General features: G+C 72.0%; 18 protein-coding genes, 1 tRNA gene, 1 pseudogene and 2 riboswitches. Of the genes and pseudogenes, 9 read left to right on the top strand and 11 right to left on the bottom strand.

All coding sequences use genetic code 11. The features are described 5' to 3' along the window. Window positions 1-257 precede the first annotated feature (257 nt). From lhgO to ACIBB8_RS24830, 3 genes are all read left to right on the top strand, one after another. On the top strand, window positions 258-1,514 hold the full coding sequence (gene lhgO, locus ACIBB8_RS24840) for an L-2-hydroxyglutarate oxidase (protein ID WP_398955560.1): 1,257 nt from the start codon (window positions 258-260) through the stop codon (window positions 1,512-1,514). Continuing rightward, entirely contained in the window at window positions 1,507-2,316 is an 810-nt protein-coding gene (trmB, locus tag ACIBB8_RS24835; protein ID WP_398955558.1) for a tRNA (guanosine(46)-N7)-methyltransferase TrmB, read from the top strand. The genes lhgO and trmB overlap by 8 nt, the downstream gene beginning before the upstream one ends. 280 nt (window positions 2,317-2,596) lie before the next feature. Continuing rightward, the gene (locus tag ACIBB8_RS24830; protein ID WP_398955556.1) at window positions 2,597-4,087 is read left to right on the top strand and encodes a PrsW family intramembrane metalloprotease; all 1,491 of its coding nucleotides are present in this window, start codon (window positions 2,597-2,599) and stop codon (window positions 4,085-4,087) included. Here ACIBB8_RS24830 and ACIBB8_RS24825 read toward each other — a convergent pair. From ACIBB8_RS24825 to ACIBB8_RS24800, 6 genes and pseudogenes are all read right to left on the bottom strand, one after another. Next, a pseudogene (locus ACIBB8_RS24825) lies at window positions 4,079-4,196 on the bottom strand (aldo/keto reductase); the annotation flags it as partial. The gene ACIBB8_RS24830 and the pseudogene ACIBB8_RS24825 overlap by 9 nt on opposite strands. Window positions 4,197-4,351: 155 nt before the next feature. After that, complete coding sequence (locus ACIBB8_RS24820) at window positions 4,352-5,464, bottom strand: M23 family metallopeptidase (RefSeq protein WP_398955554.1); 1,113 nt, start codon at window positions 5,462-5,464, stop codon at window positions 4,352-4,354. 11 nt (window positions 5,465-5,475) lie between these two features. Then, a riboswitch (cyclic di-AMP (ydaO/yuaA leader) is annotated at window positions 5,476-5,628 on the bottom strand. Window positions 5,629-5,888: 260 nt separating this feature from the next. Beyond that, window positions 5,889-7,043, bottom strand: coding sequence for a PP2C family protein-serine/threonine phosphatase (locus ACIBB8_RS24815; RefSeq protein WP_398955552.1), 1,155 nt, complete (start codon window positions 7,041-7,043; stop codon window positions 5,889-5,891). Window positions 7,044-7,271: 228 nt separating this feature from the next. Continuing rightward, a tRNA-Met gene (locus ACIBB8_RS24810) sits at window positions 7,272-7,345 on the bottom strand. Window positions 7,346-7,457: 112 nt separating this feature from the next. Then, complete coding sequence (locus ACIBB8_RS24805) at window positions 7,458-8,654, bottom strand: SPFH domain-containing protein (RefSeq protein ID WP_398955550.1); 1,197 nt, start codon at window positions 8,652-8,654, stop codon at window positions 7,458-7,460. 99 nt (window positions 8,655-8,753) lie between these two features. Next, on the bottom strand, window positions 8,754-8,975 hold the full coding sequence (locus ACIBB8_RS24800) for a hypothetical protein (protein ID WP_358858281.1): 222 nt from the start codon (window positions 8,973-8,975) through the stop codon (window positions 8,754-8,756). 195 nt (window positions 8,976-9,170) lie between these two features. Here ACIBB8_RS24800 and ACIBB8_RS24795 point away from each other — a divergent pair, with 195 nt between their 5' ends. Continuing rightward, the gene (locus tag ACIBB8_RS24795; protein WP_398955548.1) at window positions 9,171-9,587 is read left to right on the top strand and encodes an SHOCT domain-containing protein; all 417 of its coding nucleotides are present in this window, start codon (window positions 9,171-9,173) and stop codon (window positions 9,585-9,587) included. A 2-nt stretch (window positions 9,588-9,589) separates the two neighbouring features. Here ACIBB8_RS24795 and ACIBB8_RS24790 read toward each other — a convergent pair whose 3' ends face one another. Continuing rightward, window positions 9,590-10,693: a sulfite oxidase gene (locus ACIBB8_RS24790; protein ID WP_398955546.1), complete on the bottom strand. Its 1,104-nt coding sequence runs from the start codon at window positions 10,691-10,693 to the stop codon at window positions 9,590-9,592. Window positions 10,694-10,891: 198 nt separating this feature from the next. Between ACIBB8_RS24790 and ACIBB8_RS24785 the strand changes: the two genes are divergently transcribed. The 4 genes from ACIBB8_RS24785 (at window position 10,892) to cobM (ending at window position 15,132) form a co-directional block, all read left to right on the top strand. Continuing rightward, a complete protein-coding gene (locus tag ACIBB8_RS24785) occupies window positions 10,892-12,274 on the top strand; it encodes an FAD-binding oxidoreductase (RefSeq protein WP_398955544.1) in 1,383 nt (460 codons plus the stop codon). Between the two features lie 83 nt (window positions 12,275-12,357). After that, window positions 12,358-12,765, top strand: a complete 408-nt coding sequence (locus tag ACIBB8_RS24780; RefSeq protein ID WP_398955542.1) for an SSI family serine proteinase inhibitor — start codon at window positions 12,358-12,360, stop codon at window positions 12,763-12,765. Window positions 12,766-13,108: 343 nt separating this feature from the next. After that, complete coding sequence (gene cbiE / locus ACIBB8_RS24775) at window positions 13,109-14,386, top strand: precorrin-6y C5,15-methyltransferase (decarboxylating) subunit CbiE (RefSeq protein WP_398955580.1); 1,278 nt, start codon at window positions 13,109-13,111, stop codon at window positions 14,384-14,386. After that, complete coding sequence (gene cobM / locus ACIBB8_RS24770) at window positions 14,383-15,132, top strand: precorrin-4 C(11)-methyltransferase (RefSeq protein WP_366134491.1); 750 nt, start codon at window positions 14,383-14,385, stop codon at window positions 15,130-15,132. The genes cbiE and cobM overlap by 4 nt, the downstream gene beginning before the upstream one ends. Before the next feature lie 18 nt (window positions 15,133-15,150). Here cobM and ACIBB8_RS24765 read toward each other — a convergent pair whose 3' ends face one another. Next, window positions 15,151-16,266: a cobalt-precorrin-5B (C(1))-methyltransferase gene (locus ACIBB8_RS24765; RefSeq protein WP_398955540.1), complete on the bottom strand. Its 1,116-nt coding sequence runs from the start codon at window positions 16,264-16,266 to the stop codon at window positions 15,151-15,153. Between the two features lie 15 nt (window positions 16,267-16,281). Between ACIBB8_RS24765 and ACIBB8_RS24760 the strand changes: the two genes are divergently transcribed. Further along, a complete protein-coding gene (locus ACIBB8_RS24760; protein ID WP_398955537.1) occupies window positions 16,282-17,028 on the top strand; it encodes a cobalt-precorrin-6A reductase in 747 nt (248 codons plus the stop codon). Between the two features lie 40 nt (window positions 17,029-17,068). Here ACIBB8_RS24760 and ACIBB8_RS24755 read toward each other — a convergent pair whose 3' ends face one another. From ACIBB8_RS24755 to cobG, 3 genes are read right to left on the bottom strand one after another with little or no spacing between them, the layout of a single operon-like run. Next, a complete protein-coding gene (locus ACIBB8_RS24755; RefSeq protein ID WP_398955535.1) occupies window positions 17,069-18,583 on the bottom strand; it encodes a precorrin-2 C(20)-methyltransferase in 1,515 nt (504 codons plus the stop codon). Between the two features lie 2 nt (window positions 18,584-18,585). Beyond that, window positions 18,586-19,212 (bottom strand): precorrin-8X methylmutase, encoded by a 627-nt coding sequence (locus ACIBB8_RS24750; RefSeq protein WP_398955533.1) that lies wholly within the window; start codon window positions 19,210-19,212, stop codon window positions 18,586-18,588. A 56-nt stretch (window positions 19,213-19,268) separates the two neighbouring features. Next, window positions 19,269-20,561, bottom strand: a complete 1,293-nt coding sequence (cobG, locus tag ACIBB8_RS24745; protein ID WP_398955578.1) for a precorrin-3B synthase — start codon at window positions 20,559-20,561, stop codon at window positions 19,269-19,271. A gap of 81 nt (window positions 20,562-20,642) precedes the next feature. Beyond that, a riboswitch (cobalamin riboswitch) is annotated at window positions 20,643-20,774 on the top strand. Window positions 20,775-20,789: the final 15 nt, after the last annotated feature.

Below are 20,789 nucleotides of genomic sequence, written 5' to 3'. Positions count from 1 at the left end.
GCCTGGCGACGCCTGGCACGCCCTACGGGCGGACGACGCTCCTTTCGAAACACGCCCTGATGCTGTGAGCGGCAGGCTTTGCCGGTCACAGCACCAGCGGCCTCCCCGGGGACGCCCGCACCTCCCGGATGCCCGCGCGGAGTCCTCCGGGCGACGCGCAGGCATCCGGAGGCGGAATTCCGCGCGCCACGCTGGCCTCCGCTGGTTTGAGTGCGATGTCAGTGGGTCAGTGCACTATCGGGGTGGGAGGTGGCGCAATGATGACTCACGCGGCGTACGACTGCGATGTGCTGGTGATCGGCGGCGGGATCGTCGGCCTGTCGACGGCGTATGCCCTCACGCGGACCGCTCCGGGCACGCGGGTGACCGTGCTGGAGAAGGAGTGGGGCCCGGCGCGCCACCAGACGGGGCGCAACAGCGGGGTGATCCACAGTGGCATCTACTACCGCCCCGGTTCGCTCAAGGCCCGCTATGCGGTGCGCGGCGCCGCCGAAATGGTCGACTTCTGCGCGGAGCACGGCATTCCGCACGCGGTGACCGGCAAGCTGATCGTCGCGACCGGGCGGTCAGAGCTTCCCCGGCTGCACGCCCTGGTGCAGCGCGGCCGGCAGCACGGGCTGCCGGTGCGGGAGCTGGGGCCCGCGGGGATCGCGGAGTACGAGCCGCAGGTGCGCGGGCTCGCGGCGATCCGGGTCGGGACGACCGGTGTGTGCGACTTCAAGGCGGTTGCCGAGCGGTTCGCGGCCGAGGTGCGCGGCGCGGGCGGGCTGATCAGGTTCGGGGCGGAGGTCACGGCGATCGACCGCCGCCCGTGGGGTGTGGCGGTGCGGACGGCGGACGGCCGCGTCGTACGGGCCCGGGTCCTGGTCAACTGCGCGGGGCTGCACTGCGACCGGGTGGCCCGGCTCGCGGGCGACGAGCCGGGCATGCGGATCGTGCCCTTCCGTGGGGAGTACTACGAGCTGGCCAGGCCGGAGCTGGTGCGCGGGCTGGTCTACCCGGTGCCGGACCCGGCATTCCCGTTCCTCGGGGTGCACCTGACCCGGGGCCATGACGGCAGCGTCCACGTCGGGCCGAACGCGGTGCCCGCGCTGGCCCGCGAGGGATACGGCTGGCCGGTCGTACGCCCGCGTGAGCTCGCGGACACGCTGGCCTGGCCGGGCTCCTGGCAGATCGCACGCAGACACTGGCGGTACGGGGCGGGCGAGGTGCACCGTTCGCTGTCGAGGAACGCCTTCACCGCGGCCGTCCGGCGGCTGCTGCCCGAGGTCACGGAGGACGACCTGCGCCCCGCCCCGTCCGGTGTCCGGGCCCAGGCGGTATTGCGCGACGGCACGCTGGTGGACGACTTCCTGATCCGCGAGGCCCCCCACACCGTGCACGTGCTGAACGCCCCGTCGCCCGCCGCGACGGCCTCGCTGCCCATCGGGCGGGAGGTGGCACGCAGGGCGCTGCTCCGGGCACAGGGAACGGGGTGGAAGCCGCCCGCCGTAGAATCGGGGCACTGTGTCTGAGTCCTTGAACCCCGCCCCCGAGTACGACGAGGCCCACGATCTGCGCGCCGCAGCCTTCGAGCGGCAGCGCAGGCTGCGTCAGGAACCGCGCTTCCCCGGCGGACCCGCCGCCGACCCGGCCGGGTCGCACCACGAGCGCCGGATCCGCAGCTTCCAGCCGCGCCGCAGCCGTGTCACGCCCGGCCAGGAGGACGCGCTGCAGCGGCTCTGGCCGAAGTGGGGCCTGGACATCGACGGGCAGTCGGTCCTCGACCTGCCCGAGCTGTTCGACGGGCTTCCGGTCGTGCTGGAGATCGGCTTCGGGATGGGCGAGGCCACCGCGCAGATGGCGGCCGACGACCCGGGCACCGGCATACTCGCCGTCGATGTGCACACCCCCGGCCAGGGCAACCTGCTCGGTCTCGCGGACCGGAACGGACTGTCCAACATCCGGGTGGCCAACGGTGACGCGATCATCCTGCTGCGCGAGATGCTGCCGCCGGCCGCACTCGACGGGCTGCGGGTGTACTTCCCCGACCCGTGGCCCAAGAAGCGCCACCACAAGCGGCGGCTGATCCAGCCGGAGTTCCTCGACCTGGCGGCGCAGCGGCTGAAGCCGGGCGCCGTGCTCCACTGCGCCACCGACTGGGAGCCGTACGCCGAGCAGATGCTCGAGGTGCTCACCGCGCACCCCCTGTTCGAGAACACGGCGGCGGACGGCGGCTACGCACCGCGGCCCGCGTTCCGTCCGCTGACCCGGTTCGAGGGGCAGGGCCTGGACAAGGGCCATGTCGTGCACGACCTGCTCTTCGCCCGCAGCTGACCTTTCCACCGCGACTGGGTCCTCGCCCGTGGCTTAGAGTGCCCGGCAGTGGGCTTCGCGGCGTCGCGGGGCCGGCGCACGCACCTCGCGGCGTTGTCGTCAATCACCAACGCTCCGCGTTGGCTCAATCCTCCGCCTTGCGAGGCACGCACCCCAGCCCCGCTCCTTCACCCGCGCTGCCTACTGCCGGGCACTCTTAGCTGCAGATTTCCTGACGGGGCGGTGCACGCACCGCACTGCCCCATGGTCAGCTGTCAGTTCCCCTCGTTAGGGTCATGGGGTGTCCGACGGGTCTGTCCAGCAGCAACAGCCGCAGCCGGCCGTCCCGCTCCTCGAGGAGCAGCGGGTCGGCGAGATCCTGGCGGCCGTGCCGGAGCGGGGCCAGTGGCGCTACCGTCCGCGCCGTGTCGGCATGATCTGGCGGAGCAAGACGTTCCGTATCGCTGCTGTCTTCACGGTGCTCGCGCTGTGCGGACTGGTGATCCTGGCCCTGGTCCGCGCCCAGACCGGCACCGAAGGGTTCCTGGTCGGGCTGGGTCTGGCCGTGCTGCCCGTCCCGCTCCTGATGACGGCGTTCCGCTGGCTGGACCGGGTCGAACCCGAACCCTGGCGGAATCTGCTGTTCGCCTTCGCCTGGGGTGCATGCGCCGCCGCCCTGGTCGCGATCATCGCCAATTCGTTCGCGACCCGCTGGATCGCGACGGCCACCGCGGACCCGGCGGGCGCGGACACTCTCGGGGCCACGGTCATAGCGCCGGTGGTCGAGGAGAGCGCGAAGGCGGCGGCCGTCCTGCTGATCTTCCTGTTCCGGCGACGGGACTTCGGCGGTGTCGTCGCCGGCGTCGTCGTCGCCGGCTTCACCGCGACGGGCTTCGCCTTCACCGAGAACATCCTCTACCTGGGCAACGCGTTCGGCGAGGACCAGCAGATCGGCAACTCGGGCCTGGCGTCGGTGACGGCCGCGACCTTCTTCGTACGAGGGGTGATGACGCCGTTCGCGCATCCCCTCTTCACCGTGCTGACCGGCCTGGGCTTCGGCTTCGCGGCGCTCAGCGCACGCCGCCACCGCATCCGCCGCATCGCGCTGCCGCTGCTCGGACTGATCCTCGCCATGAGCATGCACGCCCTGTGGAACGGTTCGGGGACGTTCGGCCCGTACGGCTTCTATGTCGTGTACGGAGTGTTCATGGTCCCGGTCTTCGGACTGGTCACCTGGCTGGCGGTCTGGTCGCGCCAGCGGGAGCTGCGCACCCTGGCGACCGAACTGCCCGCGTACGCGGCCGCCGGCTGGCTGACCCCGGCCGAGCCGCTCGCGCTCTCCTCGATGCGGGCCCGCGGCCTGGCCCGGGACCTGGCGCGCCAGCAGCACGCGCAAGCGGAGTACGGAGCCCCGGGTTACGGATACGCCTCTGCCTACGGCCCCGCCCACGGCACTCACAGCCGGATCGCGGCTCAGGTACGGAGCCACGCCAAGGCGGAGGCCAAGGCGCGCGGCAAGGCGGCGGCGCGGGCGGTCACCGAGTACGAGTCGTTCGCCACGTCCCTGGCGTTCCTGCGCCGCCGGGCCGGCCGCGGGGCGGCGGAACCGGACTTCACCGCACGTGAACTGGAACTGCTGCACCATCTCTGGCAGCGCCGGGACGTGGCCGCCCCCGCCCTGGCGTACGCGGCGCAGGCAACGGGCCGTCTGCGCCCGCACTACATGGCCCCGGCGCCGGTTCCGCAGCAGTACCAGCCGTACGGCGGCCACAACCCGTACCTGTCGCCCTGAGGACGGCGAACGACTGCGTCTCCTCGGCGGTCCAGCCGAAGACGTTGCCGCCGAGGGCGAGCGGGAAGACCTGAAGGCCGGAAGAGCCCAGTCTGCGGAGAGCGGCCATAAGCGGATCAGCAGATTCCGGCGGTGCTGCTATTCCATGCATGGCGCACGCGAAAGCCGTGGCCAAACGAACCGGCAGCCCTGACGTCGGGGGGTGAGCGTCAGGACTGCCGGGGATCGGTGGCGGGCCGGTGGGACCGGCCCGCGTTCATCGCGTCAGACCGTGAGGCCCTTGTCGCGCAGCCAGGTCATCGGGTCGATGCCCGTGCCGCCCGGGGTGTGGACCTCCAGGTGGAGGTGGGGACCCGTCACATTTCCGGTGGCACCGACGCGGCCGATGGTGTCACCGGTGGTGACCTTCTGGCCGGCGCTGACGTCGATCGACGATTGGTGACAGAACCACAGCTCCGTACCGTCCTCGAGCTCCAGGACCGTGCGGTAGCCGTAGGAGCCGGACCAGCCCGCCGACTTGATGGTGCCGGTGTGGACGGCCTTGATCGGGGTGCCGGTCGGCGCCGCGAAGTCGAGACCGGTGTGGTAGCCGGAGGACCACATCGAACCGGCTACGCCGAAGGTCGAGGTGATCGTGTACGAGGAAGTGGGAATGGCATAGGCGGCGGCCAGTTTGGCGAGCCGCTCGGCCTCGGCCTTCGCCTTCGCCTCTTCCTCCGCCTTCTTCTTCGCGGCCTCGGCCTTGGCCTCGGCGACGTCCTGCTTCTGCTTCGCCTCGGCTGCCGCCTTCTCCGCGGCGGCCTTCTCCTCGGCCGCCTTGGCCTCCGCGTCGGCGGCGCTCTGCTGCTGCTCTGCCTGCTGGAGGATGCGGGCGCGGAGCGCCTCGCCGGCGTCGGTGGCGCCCTGCTCGGCCTCGGCGGTGGTGATGCCCGCGCTGGTCAGCGGTGCGGCGGCGGTCTGGGCCTGGTCGGTGGCGGACTCCTCGGAGAACAGCGCGCCCACGCCGGGGAGGGAGTTGGCGTCGGGGAGCTTTTCCGCGAGGGAATCGGGAAGAGAGATGGAGACCGGCGGCTTGCTCTGCGCGGTGGCCATGCCGCCCGCGCCGACGGCCGCGATGACGCCGACGCCGAGAACCGTGGAGCTACGGGCGAGCCCGTTGCGCTGCTTGGCGACGCGGTGCCTGCCGCGTACGGGGCGGACGGACTCCTCGGTGGGGTTCCATTCCTCCCAGGCCCGGTCGGTCTCTCCGAGGCCTTCGGTCCCGAACTCGGCGGTGAGCCCGGTGCCGGACTCGGTGCCCGTCGCGGCTGCGTACTCAGTGGTGAAGTCGGAGCCGAACCGGGAAGGGGCTTCGGGGGCAGGCTTGTTGGACGCCACGGAGGCGCACTCCTTTCCTTCCTTCTCGCCTACCGGGTTAGCTGACGGGTTCGGAGCAGGAAGGTCTCCTACGGATTCCTCTGCCTCTCACGAGACACAGGTGTCCGATTCACCCCATGGAGGTGGTTCCCCGGTTCCCTTGCGGAATTCGGCGCTCGCGCACGGTGCCGCCACTGACGACGGCTGGGACGACCGCGCTGCGTTATCGAACGTTAATAGACGCACAGGCCTGATTCCAAGCTGTTCCTACTGATCGTCCACGATCTTGGCCTGGACTTTACTGGACACAACCGGTCGGAATCGGGCGAGTTGACCCGGCCTCAGTCACTACTGTCTTTCTGACGTTGCGTCAAACGTTATGCAGAGCGGCACTCCTCGATTACGCACGGTTGCATCGCCCTCGTGCGCTCACCGCAGCCGCGCCTCATTCCTGCCCGCGCCTCACGATCTTCACGGTCCTGCGCCGCTCCGGCTGCCCCTCCGCGGGCCGTACGACCGCGACCAGCGCCATGTCGTCGGTGGACTTGCCGCCCGTGTGCAGCCGTACGTCATCGGTCAGCGCGGACAGCAGCTCTTCGGGCCCGGGGAAGATCCGCCCACGCAGCCGGGCCGCCGGGTCGTAGAACACCCCATGCTTGTCACGCGCCTCGGAGAGACCGTCGGTGTAGACGAGCAGCGTCGTCCCGGCGGCCAGACCCCAGGCGTCGGCCAGGTCCGGCCACACCCCCAGCCCCATGCCGAGCGGCAGCGCGGGCACGCTCGGCACCAGCACCTCCACCCTTCCGTCGGGGTGGAGCAGCAGCGGCTCGGGGTGGCCGCGGTTGACGATCCGTACCTCGGCACCACCGTGCGGGATCTCGGCGAGCACGGCGGTGACGAACCCCTCGACCGGATCGATCCCGCCGCGTCGCTCCCCCTCCCGCGCCAGCGCCCGCTCCAGCCGATGCGCCACCTCCTCCAGCGAAGCCTCGTGCTCGGCGACCTCCCGGAACGCACCAATGATCACCGCCACCGCCTCGACCGCGTCGAGCCCCTTGCCCCGCACGTCCCCGACCACCAGCCGCACGCCGTGCGGGGTGTCCACCACGGCGAACAGGTCGCCGCCGACGAACTCGTCCGCCTGTGCCGCCTCGTACCGCGCGGCGACCCGCAGCCCGCCGATCCAGTCGTTCGGCTCCGGCAGCACGGCCCGCATGGCGGTCTCCGCGATGACCCGCGCCGAAGCCAGCTGCTCATTGCCGCGCTCTACGACTCCGTTGATGAAGAGGGCAAGGATCGAGGCGGTGAGCACGGTGATGACCTCGAGGGACGGCACGACCTGCAGCACCGTGCCACTCTCGATCCGCAGGATGAGGATCGAGAGCAGCGAGGCGACGCCGATACGGACGGTGCTGGCCCGTGAGAAGAACGGTGCGGCGGCCAGCGGGGCCGCCACGAACAGCGGCACGGCGGTGAACGGCGGCGGGGTGAGGATGTCGAACACGAGCCCGGCGACGATCAACAACGACGGCAGTGCGCGGACGACCCGCCGGGAAGGGCTGCCGCCCCCGCCCCGCACCCCGCGCAGCTTCTCCGCCATCCCCACCTGTGCTCTCCTGCCCGGTACGCGCAGCGGCTCCTGCGGTCTCCTGCCCGATACGCCCCACGGTCTCCTGCCCAGTACGGGCCTGGCTGCGGACGGTGCCGCACTCCACTGTCCAGGCTTGCCGGAGCCCCGTCGCGCGGCGACTCCGCATCGGCCGAAGGGGGGACGGAAAACACGAATCAGGCCCGGCACGCGCTTTGCGTGCCGGGCCTGATTCTTCAGTAGCGGGGACAGGATTTGAACCTGCGACCTCTGGGTTATGAGCCCAGCGAGCTACCGAGCTGCTCCACCCCGCGTCGGTGAACACAACTCTACGCCATCCGGGACGGACGGTTGACCATGTGCTGATCCGCCCGCACCCGTCCGCTCCCAACCACTGCCCCGAGGAACCGAACCGGCCGGTCGGTCTCAGTTCGATTCGGTGATGTGCGGGGCCCGCTTCGCGTGGACCACCGGCTTCGCCGTGTTCGCACCGCGCTGGAGTGCGTGGAGGATCGCCAGCCCCTGGCTGACCACGCCCGCCGCCATCTCGTTGACACCGTTGGTGCCGTTGAGCACGGTGAGGTCGGCCCCCGACATCCCGCGGGCGGCCGCGTCGGCCAGGGCGGGCAGGTTCTCCACGATCCGGTTGGCCGCGATCAGCTCCTGATTGCCGTCCCGGAGCGAGGCGGCACGCGCGGTGTTGGCGTCGGCCTGCGCCTGGGCGACGGTCCGTTCGGCGTACGCAGTGCCGTCGGCCTGGAACTTCGCTTGGTCCCGGGCGGCCTCGGCGAGTGTGCGCTGCCGGTACGCCTCGGCGTCCGCCGGACGCCTGACCTCCGCCTCCAGCCGTTGCGCGGCCAGCGCCGCCTGCCGCTCGGCCAGGGCGGTCTGCTCCTCGATGACCTCGTGCGAGGCCCTGGCCTGGGCGAGCGGTCCGGCCTGGGCGGCGCGGGCGTTGTACTGCTCGGTCTCGGCGAGGAAGCCGGCCCGCTTGATCGCGGTGTCCCGTTCGTACTCGGCCTTGAGCGCCGCGGCCTGCTGCTCCCGCTCGGACGCCTCCTGGTCGGCCCTGGCCTCGGCGATCCGGGCCTGGCTGGCGACGGCGGCCGCGTGCGGGGCGGCGAGGTTGTTGATGTAGCCGGTGGAGTCCTCGATCTCCTGGATCTGGAGGGCGTCCACGACGATGCCGAGCTTCTCCATCTCGCCGTGGCTGCCCGCGATGACCTCCTGGGAGACCCGGTTCCGCTCCCGGATGATCTGCTCGACGGTCAGCCCGCCGACGATGGAGCGCAGGTGTCCGGCGAAGATCCGGCCGGCGAGCTCCTCCATCTGGTCCTGTTCGGACAGGAAGCGGCGGGCGGCGTTCGCGATGGAGACGGCATCGTCACCGACCTTGAAGACGGCGACGGCGCGGACGTTGAGACGGATGCCCTGCTGGGTGACGCAGTCCTCGGTGATCTCCGCCTCGCGCAGCGCCAGGGAGAGCATGCGCACCCTCTGCTTCACCGGCACGACGAAGCTGCCGTGACCGGTGACGATCCGGAACTGGGTGTCGTGCGTCTGCCGTTTCGATCCGGAGATGAGCATCGCCTCGTTGGGCGCGGGAACGTGCCAGAACAACATGAGCGGACTCCTGCCGTACGCCTCTTCTCGACGTGATGTCCCGGTGCGGCGCCGCCCGTCACCGTCCCCCGGCGTCGATCCCCGGCGTCGGTTCGCGGTTCAGGACGGCAGGCGTTCGACGATCACGCCGCGTGCCGAGACCGAGTCGACGACAACGACGCGTACGTCCCTGTCGATCGACGTCGCGGACCATGCGGTGTAGGCCTCCGACCCACCCCGTACGGCCACCAGTACTTCGCCGGGGCCGTTCGGCGGGATCGGCACGGTGACGCGGCCGATCGCCCCGATAGGGCTCCAGGCGGACCCATCTGCGGCGCTCATACGCCACACGCCTCCCTCGGTCATTCCACGGTACTCCGCGCCGCCTCCGCGGGAACGGCCCCGGAGGAACGGTGCGTACGACAGCGAGCGGTGGGTGAAATCCGGTGATATGACTGATTTGTTATTCAGTCGTTCAGGGCTGTGCCGCCGAGACGAAGCGACGAGTCGAACGACGCGACGACCAGGGAGCGGAACGTGGACGACTACCCCCTGCTCAACCTCTTCTGGACCATGCTCTGGTTCTTCCTCTGGATCATGTGGCTCTTCCTCCTCTTCAAGGTCATCACGGACATCTTCCGCAGCCACGACCTCGGCGGCTGGGGCAAGGCGGGCTGGCTGATCCTCTCCCTGGTCGTGCCGTACCTCGGCGTCCTGATCTACGTGATCGTGCGCGGTAAATCCATGGGGAAGCGTGACATCGAGGAAGCCAGGCAGCGGGAAGCCGCCTTCAAGGCGTACGTACGGGAAGCCGCCGCCACCGGCCCCGCGCCCGGCCCGGCGAAACCCAGCGGCGGCAGCGTCGAGGACCTGGCGAAACTCGCCGAGCTGAAGGACCGTGGCGCGATCACGGACGAGGAGTTCCAGCGGGCGAAGACAAAACTCCTCGTCTGAGCTCACCCCGGCACGCAGCGGACGGCGATCCGCTGGACCAGGTTGTTGCCGTAGCCGCCGCGGTTCCACGGCTGGGTGAGGGGCTGGACCCGGCCCCCGGCATCGGTGGCACGGGCGCTGAGGACATAGGTGCCGGGCACCGCCTTCCACGGCGCCTGCCACCGTTGCCAGGCCCAGGTGTGTCTGCCGTCCCCCTCCGGCGGGGCGACGTCGGCGTCGTACCAGGAGCGGCCGTCGTCCGTGCTCACCTCGACCCGGGTGACCGGCGGCTCCCCTGACCAGGCCCGGCCCCGGAGCAGGACCCGGCCGGGGCGTACGAAACGGGTCCGGGACATGAAGTCCGGGAACCCGGGCGGGATCATCAGCGCCCGGGGAGCGATCCGGGTGACGGGTTCACCCGGATCGTCGGGCTCCTGCCGGTAGCGGTAGGCGGTCGTCTGCTGGAAGCCGGTGAACGGGGTCTCGGTGAGCCGGATCTCCCGAAGCCATTTCACATGTGCCATGCCGTACCAGCCGGGCACCACCAGCCGCAGCGGATGGCCGTGCTGCGGCGGCAGCGGACCACCGTTCATCGCGTACGCCACCAGCACTTCCGGTGTATCGCCGGTGGCCACGTCCACCGGCAGGCTCCGCCGGTAGTCCTGCTCGACACCCTGCTCAATACCGTGGTCGGCCCCGCAGAACACCGCCTCGACGGCGTCCGGTTCCACCCCGGCCTCGGCGAGCAGCAGCCGCAGCGGCACCCCGGTCCACTCCGCCGTACCGACCGCCTCGACCAGCCACGGCTGGCCCACCGGCCGCGGTACGAGCCGGGCCCGGCCGTTGCCCGCGCACTCCATCGTGACGCGCAGTGTGACGGCCGGGAACGACCGCAGCGCCGCCTGGTCCAGTGCAAGCGGCGTCCGGACCCTGCCGTGCACGGTGAGCTGCGAGGAGCCGTCCGGCATCTCGGGGATGTCGTAGTGGACCAGCACGTAGTGCATTCCGGGCGGGGTGATGTCGTAGCGCAGCGCCTCCAGCGGCAGACCGTGGTTGCGGGCGGCGAGCGCGAGTTCCTCCGGGCTGATGCCCTCGCCGGGCTCGGCGAGGCGCCCTGGCGGGCTCACAGGGCTCACTCCCGCTCACTGCTCAGGAACGGTCGGTCCATGGATTCATGGTGCGCCCGTCCGGGCATCCCGACCACCGCTCCTCACCTGCCGGACACCGCATCCCGCTCTTTGCGCCGCGTCTGCCGATTGCACGGCCCTCCGACCGGCGGGAGCGTGGATACGGCAGCGGTCCGCACCCGCGGCAAGGAGACGGCCATGGACTCCACCACGCTCGACGCGATGAGGGCCGCGTTGCGCGGTCCGGTCATCAGCCCGCAGGACCCGGAGTACCGCGAGGCCCGCACGATCTACAACGGCATGATCGACCGGCGCCCGGCCGCCGTGGTGCGGTGCACGGACGCGGCGGACGTCATGGCCGCGGTGGACTTCGTCCGCGGCGAAGGTCTCGAACTCGCCGTGCGGGGCGGCGGACACAGCGGAGCCGGACTGTGCCTGGTGGACGACGGCGTCACCCTCGACCTGTCACCGATGCGCTGGGCGCACATCGATCCCGCCGCCCGGACCGGCCGGGTCGGCGGCGGCACCCTGCTCGGCGATCTGGACCACGCCGCCCACGCGTTCGGCCTGGCCACGCCCTCCGGAATCCTGTCGACGACCGGGGTCGGCGGCCTCACCCTCGGCGGCGGCCACGGCTATCTCACCCGCAGGTACGGCCTGACCGTGGACAACCTCCTCGCGGCAGACGTCGTCCTGGCCGACGGCAGCCACGTCACCGCGAACGGGTCCGAGAACACCGACCTCTTCTGGGCGCTGCGCGGCGGCGGCGGGAACTTCGGCATCGTCACCTCCTTCGACTTCCGGCTGCACCCCGTCGACACCGTGGGAGTCGCGATCACCGTGTGGCCGGTCGACCGGATCCGCGAAGTCCTGGAGTGGTACCGGGACTTCCTGCCGCAGGCGCCCGAGGATCTGAACGGCTTCTTCGCCGCGTTCACCGTGCCGCCCGGCCCGCCGTTCCCGGAGGAGATCCACCATCAGAAGATGTGCGGCGTCGTCTGGTGCTGGACCGGTGGCCCCGAGCTCCTCGAAGCCACCCTGAAGGTCGTGGCCGAACCGGGCCCGCCCGCCTTCCACTTCACCTCGCCGATGCCCTACCCGGCGCTCCAGACCATGTTCGACGCACTGCTCCCGAGCGGACTGCAGTGGTACTGGCGGGGCAACTTCTTCGACCGGATCACGGACGAAGCCATCGCCGTCCACGCCAAGTACGCGGAGAACCTCCCCACGGACCTGTCGCTGACGCATCTGTATCCGGTCGACGGGGCCGCCCACCGGATCGGGCCGGACGACACGGCCTGGGCGTACCGGGACGCCGTCTGGTCCGGCGTCATCGCGGGCGTCGACCCCGACCCGGACAACGCCGAGACGCTCAGGCAGTGGTGCGTGGACTACTGGGAGGAACTGCACCCGCAGTCGATGGGCGGGACGTACGTGAACTTCATGGGCACGGGCGAGTCCCAGGACCGGGTACGGGCCACCTACGGCGACCACTACGACCGGCTCGCGGCCGTCAAGCAGGCGTACGACCCCGACAATTTCTTCCACACCAACCAGAACATCAAGCCGGCCGGCCGGTGATGAGGTCACGCGTACAGCAGTGAGGCCACGTATCCGGGGCACACCGCTCGTGTCCTCGTGACCGGCTCTTCGTTACCCAGACCATGATCATCTCTTCCGCCGCCCGGTGTCTGGCCGCGGCCTCGCTGGCCGCCGCAACCCTGGCCACGCCCCTGCTCCTGACTCCCGCCGCGCACGCCGACGCCCAGGAGAGCAGCCTCTTCCTGACCGTCTCCGGCAGCGAGAACACCTGGATCCGCGGCATCGTCCTCCAGTGTCCGCCCACCTTCACGAGTCACCACCCGAAGGCGGCGGAGGCCTGCGCCGCCCTGAACGAGACCGGAGGCAACCTCGACGAGCTGCCCGGCAACCCGCACCCGTGCCTGCTGATCCACGACCCCGTCACGGTCACCGCGCAGGGGACGTACAGCGGCACCACGGTGGACTGGCGGCGCAGCTACCCGAACGCCTGCGTCATGGGGGCGAGCGCGGGGCCCGTCTTCGACTTCTGACCCGGCCCTGAACACACCCTGCCCGGCGTGTGGGCCGGGCAGGGACGTTCCGACATACGTATGGCGATGCTCACCCAGCCAGAACAATCTCAGCGGTCAGCGCGAACAGTAGAGTTTCGGCTGCGTCAAACCGTTCCTGAGCAGTGAGCAGGAGTGAGTCCGCACAGGGGCCCCGCACACGTGCACCGCACCCGGCGTGCCAGATCGCACGGCGACGTTACCCCGACCACCCCAGAGCACCGCAAGCCCACGACCCGACCATCACACGATCGAGCTAAACCGACCTTATGCACGCTCCCCCGCGACCAGTTACCAACCCCCGAACACCGAGGTACCGACCGTGATCCCCGCAGAGCCCCCAATACCCCCGCCCCCTGCGCCCACCGTCGTCGGGATCGGTGCCGACGGGTGGGCGGGACTGACCGGGACCTCCCGTACGGCACTGCTCCGCGCCGAGGTGCTGATCGGCGGTACACGGCAGTTGGAGCTGCTGCCGCCGCAGTGCGCGGGACAGCGGGTGCCCTGGCCCACGCCGCTGCGGCCCGCCGTACCCGGGCTGCTGGCCGCGCACCAGGGGCTCCGCATCGCCGTACTCGCCAGTGGCGACCCCATGTTCTACGGCATCGGCCGCGCCCTCTGCGAGGAGTTGGGCGTCGGGAACCTCCGCGTCCTGCCGCATCCGTCCTCCGTCTCCTACGCCTGTGCCCGGCTCGGCTGGCCGCTGGAGGACACCGAGGTCGTCACGCTGGTGGGCAGGCCCGCCGCCCGCCTGGCCGCCGCCCTGCACGAAGGCCGACGCCTGCTGGTGCTGAGCGCGGGTGCCACAACCCCCGCCGACGTGGCCGCGCTGCTGCGCGAACGCGGCTTCGGGCCCAGCCCGATGCACGTGCTGGAACAGCTCGGCGGCGAGGCCGAGGACTGCGTCACGGGCACGGCCGACGGGTGGGCGCATCCGGCGGGCGATCCGCTCAACGTCATCGCGGTCGAGTGCCGTCGTGCCCCGGACGCGCTGCGGCTCGGCGCCGTACCCGGGCTGCCGGACGACGCGTACGAGCACGACGGTCAGCTCACCAAGCGGCACGTCCGCGCCGCCACGCTCGGGGCACTGGCCCCGGCGCCCGGCGAGCTGCTGTGGGACATCGGCGGCGGGTCCGGGTCGATCGCCGTCGAGTGGATGCGCACCCACCCGTCCTGCCGTGCCGTCACCGTCGAACGCGACCCGGTGCGGGCCGGACGCATCACCCGTAACGCGGACCGGCTCGGCGTCCCCGCGCTGCGCGTGGTCACCGGCCGGGCACCGGAAGCACTGGCCGGACTGCCGGTGCCGGACGCCGTGTTCATCGGCGGCGGGCTGACCGTGCCGGGGCTGCTCGACGCCTGCTGGGACGCGCTGCCCCCCGGTGGACGGCTGGTCGCCAACACCGTCACGCTGGAGTCCGAGGCGCTGCTCGCCGAGCGGTACCGGCGCCACGGCGGCGAGCTGGTGCGGCTCGCGGTGGCGCACGCCGTGCCGGTCGGCGGCTTCACCGGCTGGCGCCAGGCCATGCCGGTCACCCAGTGGTCCGTGCGCAAGCCCGTCGGCACCCCCTCGATACCGTCCTCGTCAGGAGAGAACAGATGACCGTGTACTTCATCGGCGCCGGCCCCGGCGCCGCCGACCTGATCACAGTCCGCGGCGCCCGGACGCTCGCCGCCTGTCAGGTCTGTCTGTACGCGGGCAGCCTGGTCCCCCGCGAACTCCTCGCCGAATGCCCGCCGGACGCCCGTCTCGTCGACACCGCGCAGCTCAACCTCGACGAGATCACGGACGAGTTGGTGCGCGCCCACGAGAACGGGCAGGACGTGGCCCGGCTGCACTCCGGCGACCCGTCCGTCTTCAGCGCGGTCGCCGAGCAGATGCGGCGGCTCGACGCGGCAGGTGTGCCGTACGAAGTGGTGCCCGGTGTACCGGCGTTCGCGGCCGCTGCCGCGGCCCTCAAACGGGAGCTGACCGTGCCGACCGTCGGCCAGACCGTCATCCTCACCCGGATCGCCCACCGCGCCACCGCCATGCCGGACGGCGAGGACCTGGCCACGCTCGGCCGCAGCGGTGCGCTGATCGTGCTGCACCTGGCCGCCCGGTACGTCGACCGGGTCGTCGAGGAGCTGCTGCCGCACTACGGGGCCGACTGTCCGGCCGCCGTGGTGGCCATGGCGTCCCGCCCGGACGAGCTGATCCTGCGCGGTTCGCTGAGTGACATCGCCGGGCAGGTGAAGGCCGCGGGGGTGATTCGTACCGCTGTCATCATGGTCGGCCGCACGCTGGGCGCCGAGCAGTTCCGCGACAGCCACCTGTACTCGGCCGAGCGCGACCGGCACGTCTGCTGACGAGCGGCGCCGCCGGCGTCAGCGCACGTCGCTACGGCCGACGACCGTGCCCGCCCGGTCGATGCAGATGACGTCCACGGCCACCGGCGCCCCGCGCAGCACCGACAGCGCCTGGTCGCGGGCGGCCACCGCGACCAGGTCGCCCAGCGGGACCCCGGCCGCCGCGCACAGCTGAAGGGCGGCCAGACCCGTGTTGGCGTCCGCCACCTCGGCGGTCAGCGACGCGTCCGCGCCGCCCTGCCGGGCGAGTTCGGCGAGGAACGCCTTGTCGACCTGGGAGCGGGCGGAGTGCAGATCCAGATGGCCCGCCGCGAGCTTCGACAGCTTCGCGAAGCCGCCGCAGACCGTCAGCCGGTCCACCGGATGCCTGCGTACGTACTTGAGCACCGCCCCCGCGAAGTCGCCCATGTCGAGCAGGGCGATCTCCGGCAGACCGTACTCGGCGACGACGGTCTTCTCCGAGGTCGACCCCGTGCACCCCGCCACATGCGTGTGCCCCGCGGCGCGGGCCACGTCCACGCCCCGGCGGATCGAGTCGATCCACGCCGAACACGAGTAGGGGACGACGATCCCGGTCGTGCCGAGGATCGACAGACCGCCCAGGATGCCGAGGCGTGGATTCCACGTGGACCGGGCGATCTCCTCGCCGTGATCGACGGACACGGTGATCTCGACGTCGCCCGTGTCCCCGTGGTCCGCCGCCACCCGCGCGATGTGGTCGCGCATCATCTGCCGGGGCATCGGGTTGATCGCGGGCTCGCCGACGTCGAGCGGCAGACCGGGGCGGGTCACGGTGCCCACGCCCGGACCGGCCCGGAACACCACACCCGAACCCGGCGGCAGCCGGCGCACCGTGGCCCGTACCAGCGCGCCGTGCGTCACGTCCGGGTCGTCTCCCGCGTCCTTGACCACGCCGGCCGTCGCCCGGTCCCCGGCGAGTTCCTCCACCGCCAGCGCGAACGCCGGGCTCTGGCCCTTGGGCAGCACGATGGTCACCGGGTCGGGGAAGTCGCCGGTCAGCAGGGCGGTGTACGCGGCGGTCGTGGCCGCGGTCGCACAAGCCCCGGTCGTCCAGCCCGGCCGCAGACCGGTGTGTTTGAGTTGGGCGCTGCGCCCGCCCTTCGCCTCACTCATGTCTGGACCGATCCCATGCACGTACTCGTCCTCGGTGGCACCACGGAGGCACGCCGTCTCGCCGAGCACCTGGCCGGAGCGCTCCCGGCCGGGGCCCGGCTCACCAGTTCGCTGGCCGGCCGGGTGGCCAGTCCGAAGCTGCCGCCCGGCGAGGTGCGGGTGGGCGGCTTCGGCGGAGCCGAGGGGCTCGCCGCGTGGCTGCGTACGCACCGGGTCGACGCGCTCATCGATGCCACCCATCCTTTCGCCGGGACGATCAGCTTCCATGCGGCGTCGGCCGCCGCCGCCGCCCATGTTCCCCTGCTCGCTCTGCGCCGCCCCGGCTGGGTGCCCATGGACGGCGACCGCTGGCACCCGGTCGGCTCCCTGGCCGAGGCGGCGCAGGCGCTGCCCGGGCTCGGGCAGCGGATCTTCCTGACCACGGGCCGGATGGGGCTCGCCGCCTTCGCCGGTCTCGACTCGCAGTGGTTCCTGATGCGGTCGGTGGACGCCCCCGACGGACCGCACCCGGCGCGGATGGAGGTCCTGCTGGACCGGGGGCCGTTCACCCTCGACGGGGAGCGCGAACTGATCCGCCGTCACCGCATCGATGTCCTCGTCACCAAGGACAGCGGGGGTGACGCCACCGCCCCGAAGCTGACCGCGGCCCGGGAGGCCGGTGTTCCGGTGGTGGTGGTCCGCCGGCCGCCGGTCCCGGACGGCGTCCCCGTGGCCCCCACGCCGGAACTCGCCGTGGACTGGCTGTCCGGCCTGCTCGGCTGACGGCCTCCCCCGCGGCAGGGAGTGGCCGTGAGGCCGGACCTCAGGCCTCCGGGTAGCGCCGCGGCGTCCACACGATCTGCTGACCGTCCCCCCGCCGCACCGACCGCGTCTGCGAGGAACCGACCAGCAGGATCGTCCGCATGTCGACATCGGCCGGTTCCAGCTCCGCCAGGGTGACGATGCGTACGCTCTCCGAGGGCCCGCCCACGTCCCGGCCCACCACCACCGGCGTGTCCGGCGAACGGTGCTCCAGCAGCAGGTCACGGGCCTTGCCGACCTGCTCGGTGCGGGTGCGCGAACCCGGGTTGTACAGCGCCAGCACCAGGTCCGCCGCCGCGGCCGCGCGCAGCCGGGTGGCGATCACGTCCCACGGCTTGAGCCGGTCGGAGAGCGAGACCGTGGCGTAGTCGTGGCCGAGCGGCGCGCCCGCGCGGGCGGCGGCGGCGTTGGCCGCGGTCACCCCGGGCAGCACCCGCACGGGCACCTTCGCGTACGCGTCCTGCGAGGCGACCTCCAGCACGGCGGTCGCCATGGCGAAGATCCCCGGGTCGCCGCCCGAGACCACGGCCACGCGGCGTCCGCGCCGGGCCAGGTCGAGGGCGAACTCGGCACGCTCCGACTCCACCTTGTTGTCGGAGCCGTGGCGCGCCTGTCCCGGGCGGACCGGGACGCGGTCCAGGTACGTGGTGTAGCCGACGAGATCGTCGGCGGCGGCCAGCGCCCCGCGGGACTCCGGGGTCAGCCACAGCGGCCCGGCGGGACCGGTCCCGACGACCACGACCTCACCCACGCGCTCCGCGTCCTCGGCCGCCTCCGGCCGCGGCGCGTCGATCCGGCTGGGCAGCACCGCGACAGCGAAGTACGGAACGGAGTCCGGGTCGGTGTCCGCGAGATCGCCGGTGCGCTCCCCGGCCATCGTGGCGCGCTCCACGTAGTGCGCCTCGTCCAGCCGCCCGGAGGCCTCGAAGGCGCGCCGCACGGCGGGGAACGTGCGCCCCAGCTTCATCACCACGGCGGCGTCGGTGGCGGCCAGGCGGGCCGTCAGCTCCTCCTCCGGCAGCGTGCCGGGCAGGATCGTCAGCACCTCCTCGCCCTCGGCGAGCGGGGTGCCGAGCCGGGCGGCGGCGGCGCTGACCGACGTGACCCCGGGGATCACCTCGGTGGGATACCGGTCGGCGAGCCGCTTGTGCATGTGCATGTACGAGCCGTAGAACATCGGGTCGCCCTCGGCGAGCACCGCCACCGTCCGCCCGGCGTCCAGGTGCACGGCCAGCCGGGCCGCGGCCTCTGCGTAGAACTCCTCCATCGCACCCCGGTAGCCGCCCGGGTGGTCGGTGGTCTCCGTCGTGACCGGATAGACCAGCTTCTCCTCGATGTGGTCCGCGCGGATGTGCTCGGCGGCGATGGAGCGCGCGATGGACCGTCCGTGACGGGCGCTGTGATAGGCGATGACATCGGCCTCGGCGATGGTCTGCACGGCGCGTACGGTCAACAGTGCCGGATCGCCGGGACCGAGCCCCACCCCGTACAGCCGACCCGTGTTCTGCTCGCTCACTCTTACTCTTCCTCGCTGGCGATCGCGTTGAGCGCGGCCGCGGCTATGGCGCTGCCGCCGCGACGGCCCCGTACGACCAGGTGTTCCAGACCGGACGGATGGTCGGCCAGGGCGTCCTTGGACTCGGCGGCCCCGACGAAGCCGACGGGCACACCGATGACGGCGGCCGGGCGCGGAGCGCCTTCCTCGATCATCTCAAGCAGCCGGAACAGGGCGGTCGGTGCGTTGCCCACGGCCACCACCGCCCCCTCCATCCGGTCCCGCCACAGCTCCATCGCCGCGGCGCTGCGAGTCGTGCCCAGCTTCTTGGCGAGATCGGGGACCGTGGGGTCCGACAGGGTGCAGATGACCTCGTTGCCGGCAGGCAGCCGCTTGCGGGTGACCCCGCTGGCGACCATGGCCACGTCGCACAGGATCGGCGCACCGGAGCGCAGCGCCGCGCGGGCACCGGCCACGACCCCCGGGGTGAAGTCGATGTCGCGTACGAGGTCGACCATGCCGCAGGCGTGGATCATGCGGACCGCGACCTGGCTGACGTCGGCGGGCAGCCCCGCGAGATCCGCCTCGGCGCGGATGGTGGCGAAGGACTGGCGGTAGATCGCCGGTCCGTCCTTCTCGTACTGGAACACGGTGGTTTCGCTCTCTCCGGTCGGTGGTCGGGCTGCAGCGCCCTCGGGTCGGTGGTTCAGGTACGGGTGCGGCGGGCGGCGTTCACCGCGGCGGCCAGGTCGGACGGGCTGCCGTGAACCGTCACGGGGGCGCCCCGTTCACCGCCGCGGACCTGGGCCACCTGGTGCCCGCCCGGAACGGCGACGACGTCGGCCCAGGCGCCCTTGGGGTGACCGCAGCGGCGTTCGCAGCCGGACCAGTGGACGGGGAGCTGCCCGGCCACGGGCTCTCCGGCGGTCCGTACGAAGGCCTCCGCGTCGCCCCGCACATCCGCCAGGGACTTCGCACAGCCGGGCCGGCCGATGCACGCACCGATCCCCGTCCACGCGGAGCCGGGCCCGACGATCAGTCCGGCCGCATCCCACTCGCGCAGCCGCACCGCCGCGTCGCCGGGCGTCACGCCCGTCACGACGACGCTCCGCCACGGGGTCAGCCGCAGCTCGCGGCCCACGCGGGACAGGCTCGTCCACTGAGCACCGGTGAGCCGCCCGAGCGGCACCCCCACACAGACCGCGGTGCCCACGACGCCGTACGCGGGCTCCTGCGCCGCCGACGCCGGTGGTACGCGCTCCGCGGCACCGGCCACCCGCAGTGCCACCCGCACCGCCTCCAGCAACTCTTCGGCCGCAAAGGGCAGTTCGCTCATCCGCCAGGCGCCCGTCTCCTGCGCCGCCGCCAGAAACGTCTCGGCGGCGATGAGCGCCGCGCGCGGCGCATCGTCCCCGGAGACCCTCAGCACCGCCTCCGCGGCCCCGATCCGCAGGAGCGCGCTCCCGTCGCTCTGCCCCAGCAACGTCACATCCGCGCCCAGGGCATCGACGTCACCACGGCCGTCGTCCAGCGCGAAGAGAAAGCGGCCGGACAACCCGGCCGCTTTGTCACTTCCGCACAACAGCGCGTCCAGCGCGGTCAGCCACGGCCGGACATCCCGGTGGCCCCGGCCGTCGAGCCCGGAGAGCGGGGAGGCCACGACGTTGCGTATCCGCTCATGGCTCCGGGACGGCAGCAGCCCTGCCCCGCCCAGGAGTTCGGCGAGCCGTCCGCCGCACTCCGGGCCGAGGCCGCGCAACTGGACATTGCCCCGCGAAGTGAGATGCAGCTCACCGTCGCCCAACTCCCGTGCGGCACCGTGGAGCGCGTCCGCTTGTCGGGCAGTCAGCACGCCACCGGGGACCCGGACCCGCGCCAGCGCCCCGTCATCCGCCCGGTGGAGCCGCAGCGACCCCGGGCAGGCATCGCCGCGGTCACGGGAGACGGGCTCCCCCGGGGCCGATGGCGGGGTGTCGGAAGTGGACATGGCGGCGAGCATACCGACCATCATTCTGAGCTGTATGAATCCCATCCGATGTAAGGCCCTTACTATGCCTAGCAACGGGCCACCCGGCCCGGTATCGCCCAAGAGCCTGTCGGGCTCTTGGGCGACAGGGGAGGAAGCCCGGTGCGAGTCCGGCGCGGTCCCGCCACTGTGAGTCCGGCCCTGGGCCGGGCGAGTCAGGAACTCCCTTCCCCAAGGTCTCGACACCGCTCGAGCAGGGGA

This window comes from Streptomyces sp. NPDC051286, from assembly GCF_044455345.1.
In the GTDB taxonomy this organism is placed as follows: domain Bacteria; phylum Actinomycetota; class Actinomycetes; order Streptomycetales; family Streptomycetaceae; genus Streptomyces.
Note: the sequence above shows the minus strand (reverse complement) of the source record. Positions and strands in the feature narration are given on the sequence as shown.

Excerpts from the sequence above, each read along its gene's own strand:
- lhgO (WP_398955560.1), top strand. The coding sequence starts at position 258 with ATGATGACTCACGCGGCGTACGACTGCGATGTGCTGGTGATCGGCGGC.
- ACIBB8_RS24815 (WP_398955552.1), bottom strand. The coding sequence starts at position 7,043 with ATGGCGGAGAAGCTGCGCGGGGTGCGGGGCGGGGGCGGCAGCCCTTCC.
- ACIBB8_RS24805 (WP_398955550.1), bottom strand. The coding sequence starts at position 8,654 with ATGTTGTTCTGGCACGTTCCCGCGCCCAACGAGGCGATGCTCATCTCC.
- ACIBB8_RS24800 (WP_358858281.1), bottom strand. The coding sequence starts at position 8,975 with ATGAGCGCCGCAGATGGGTCCGCCTGGAGCCCTATCGGGGCGATCGGC.
- ACIBB8_RS24785 (WP_398955544.1), top strand. The coding sequence starts at position 10,892 with ATGGACTCCACCACGCTCGACGCGATGAGGGCCGCGTTGCGCGGTCCG.
- ACIBB8_RS24780 (WP_398955542.1), top strand. The coding sequence starts at position 12,358 with ATGATCATCTCTTCCGCCGCCCGGTGTCTGGCCGCGGCCTCGCTGGCC.
- cobM (WP_366134491.1), top strand. The coding sequence starts at position 14,383 with ATGACCGTGTACTTCATCGGCGCCGGCCCCGGCGCCGCCGACCTGATC.
- ACIBB8_RS24765 (WP_398955540.1), bottom strand. The coding sequence starts at position 16,266 with ATGAGTGAGGCGAAGGGCGGGCGCAGCGCCCAACTCAAACACACCGGT.
- ACIBB8_RS24760 (WP_398955537.1), top strand. The coding sequence starts at position 16,282 with ATGCACGTACTCGTCCTCGGTGGCACCACGGAGGCACGCCGTCTCGCC.
- cobG (WP_398955578.1), bottom strand. The coding sequence starts at position 20,561 with ATGCTCGCCGCCATGTCCACTTCCGACACCCCGCCATCGGCCCCGGGG.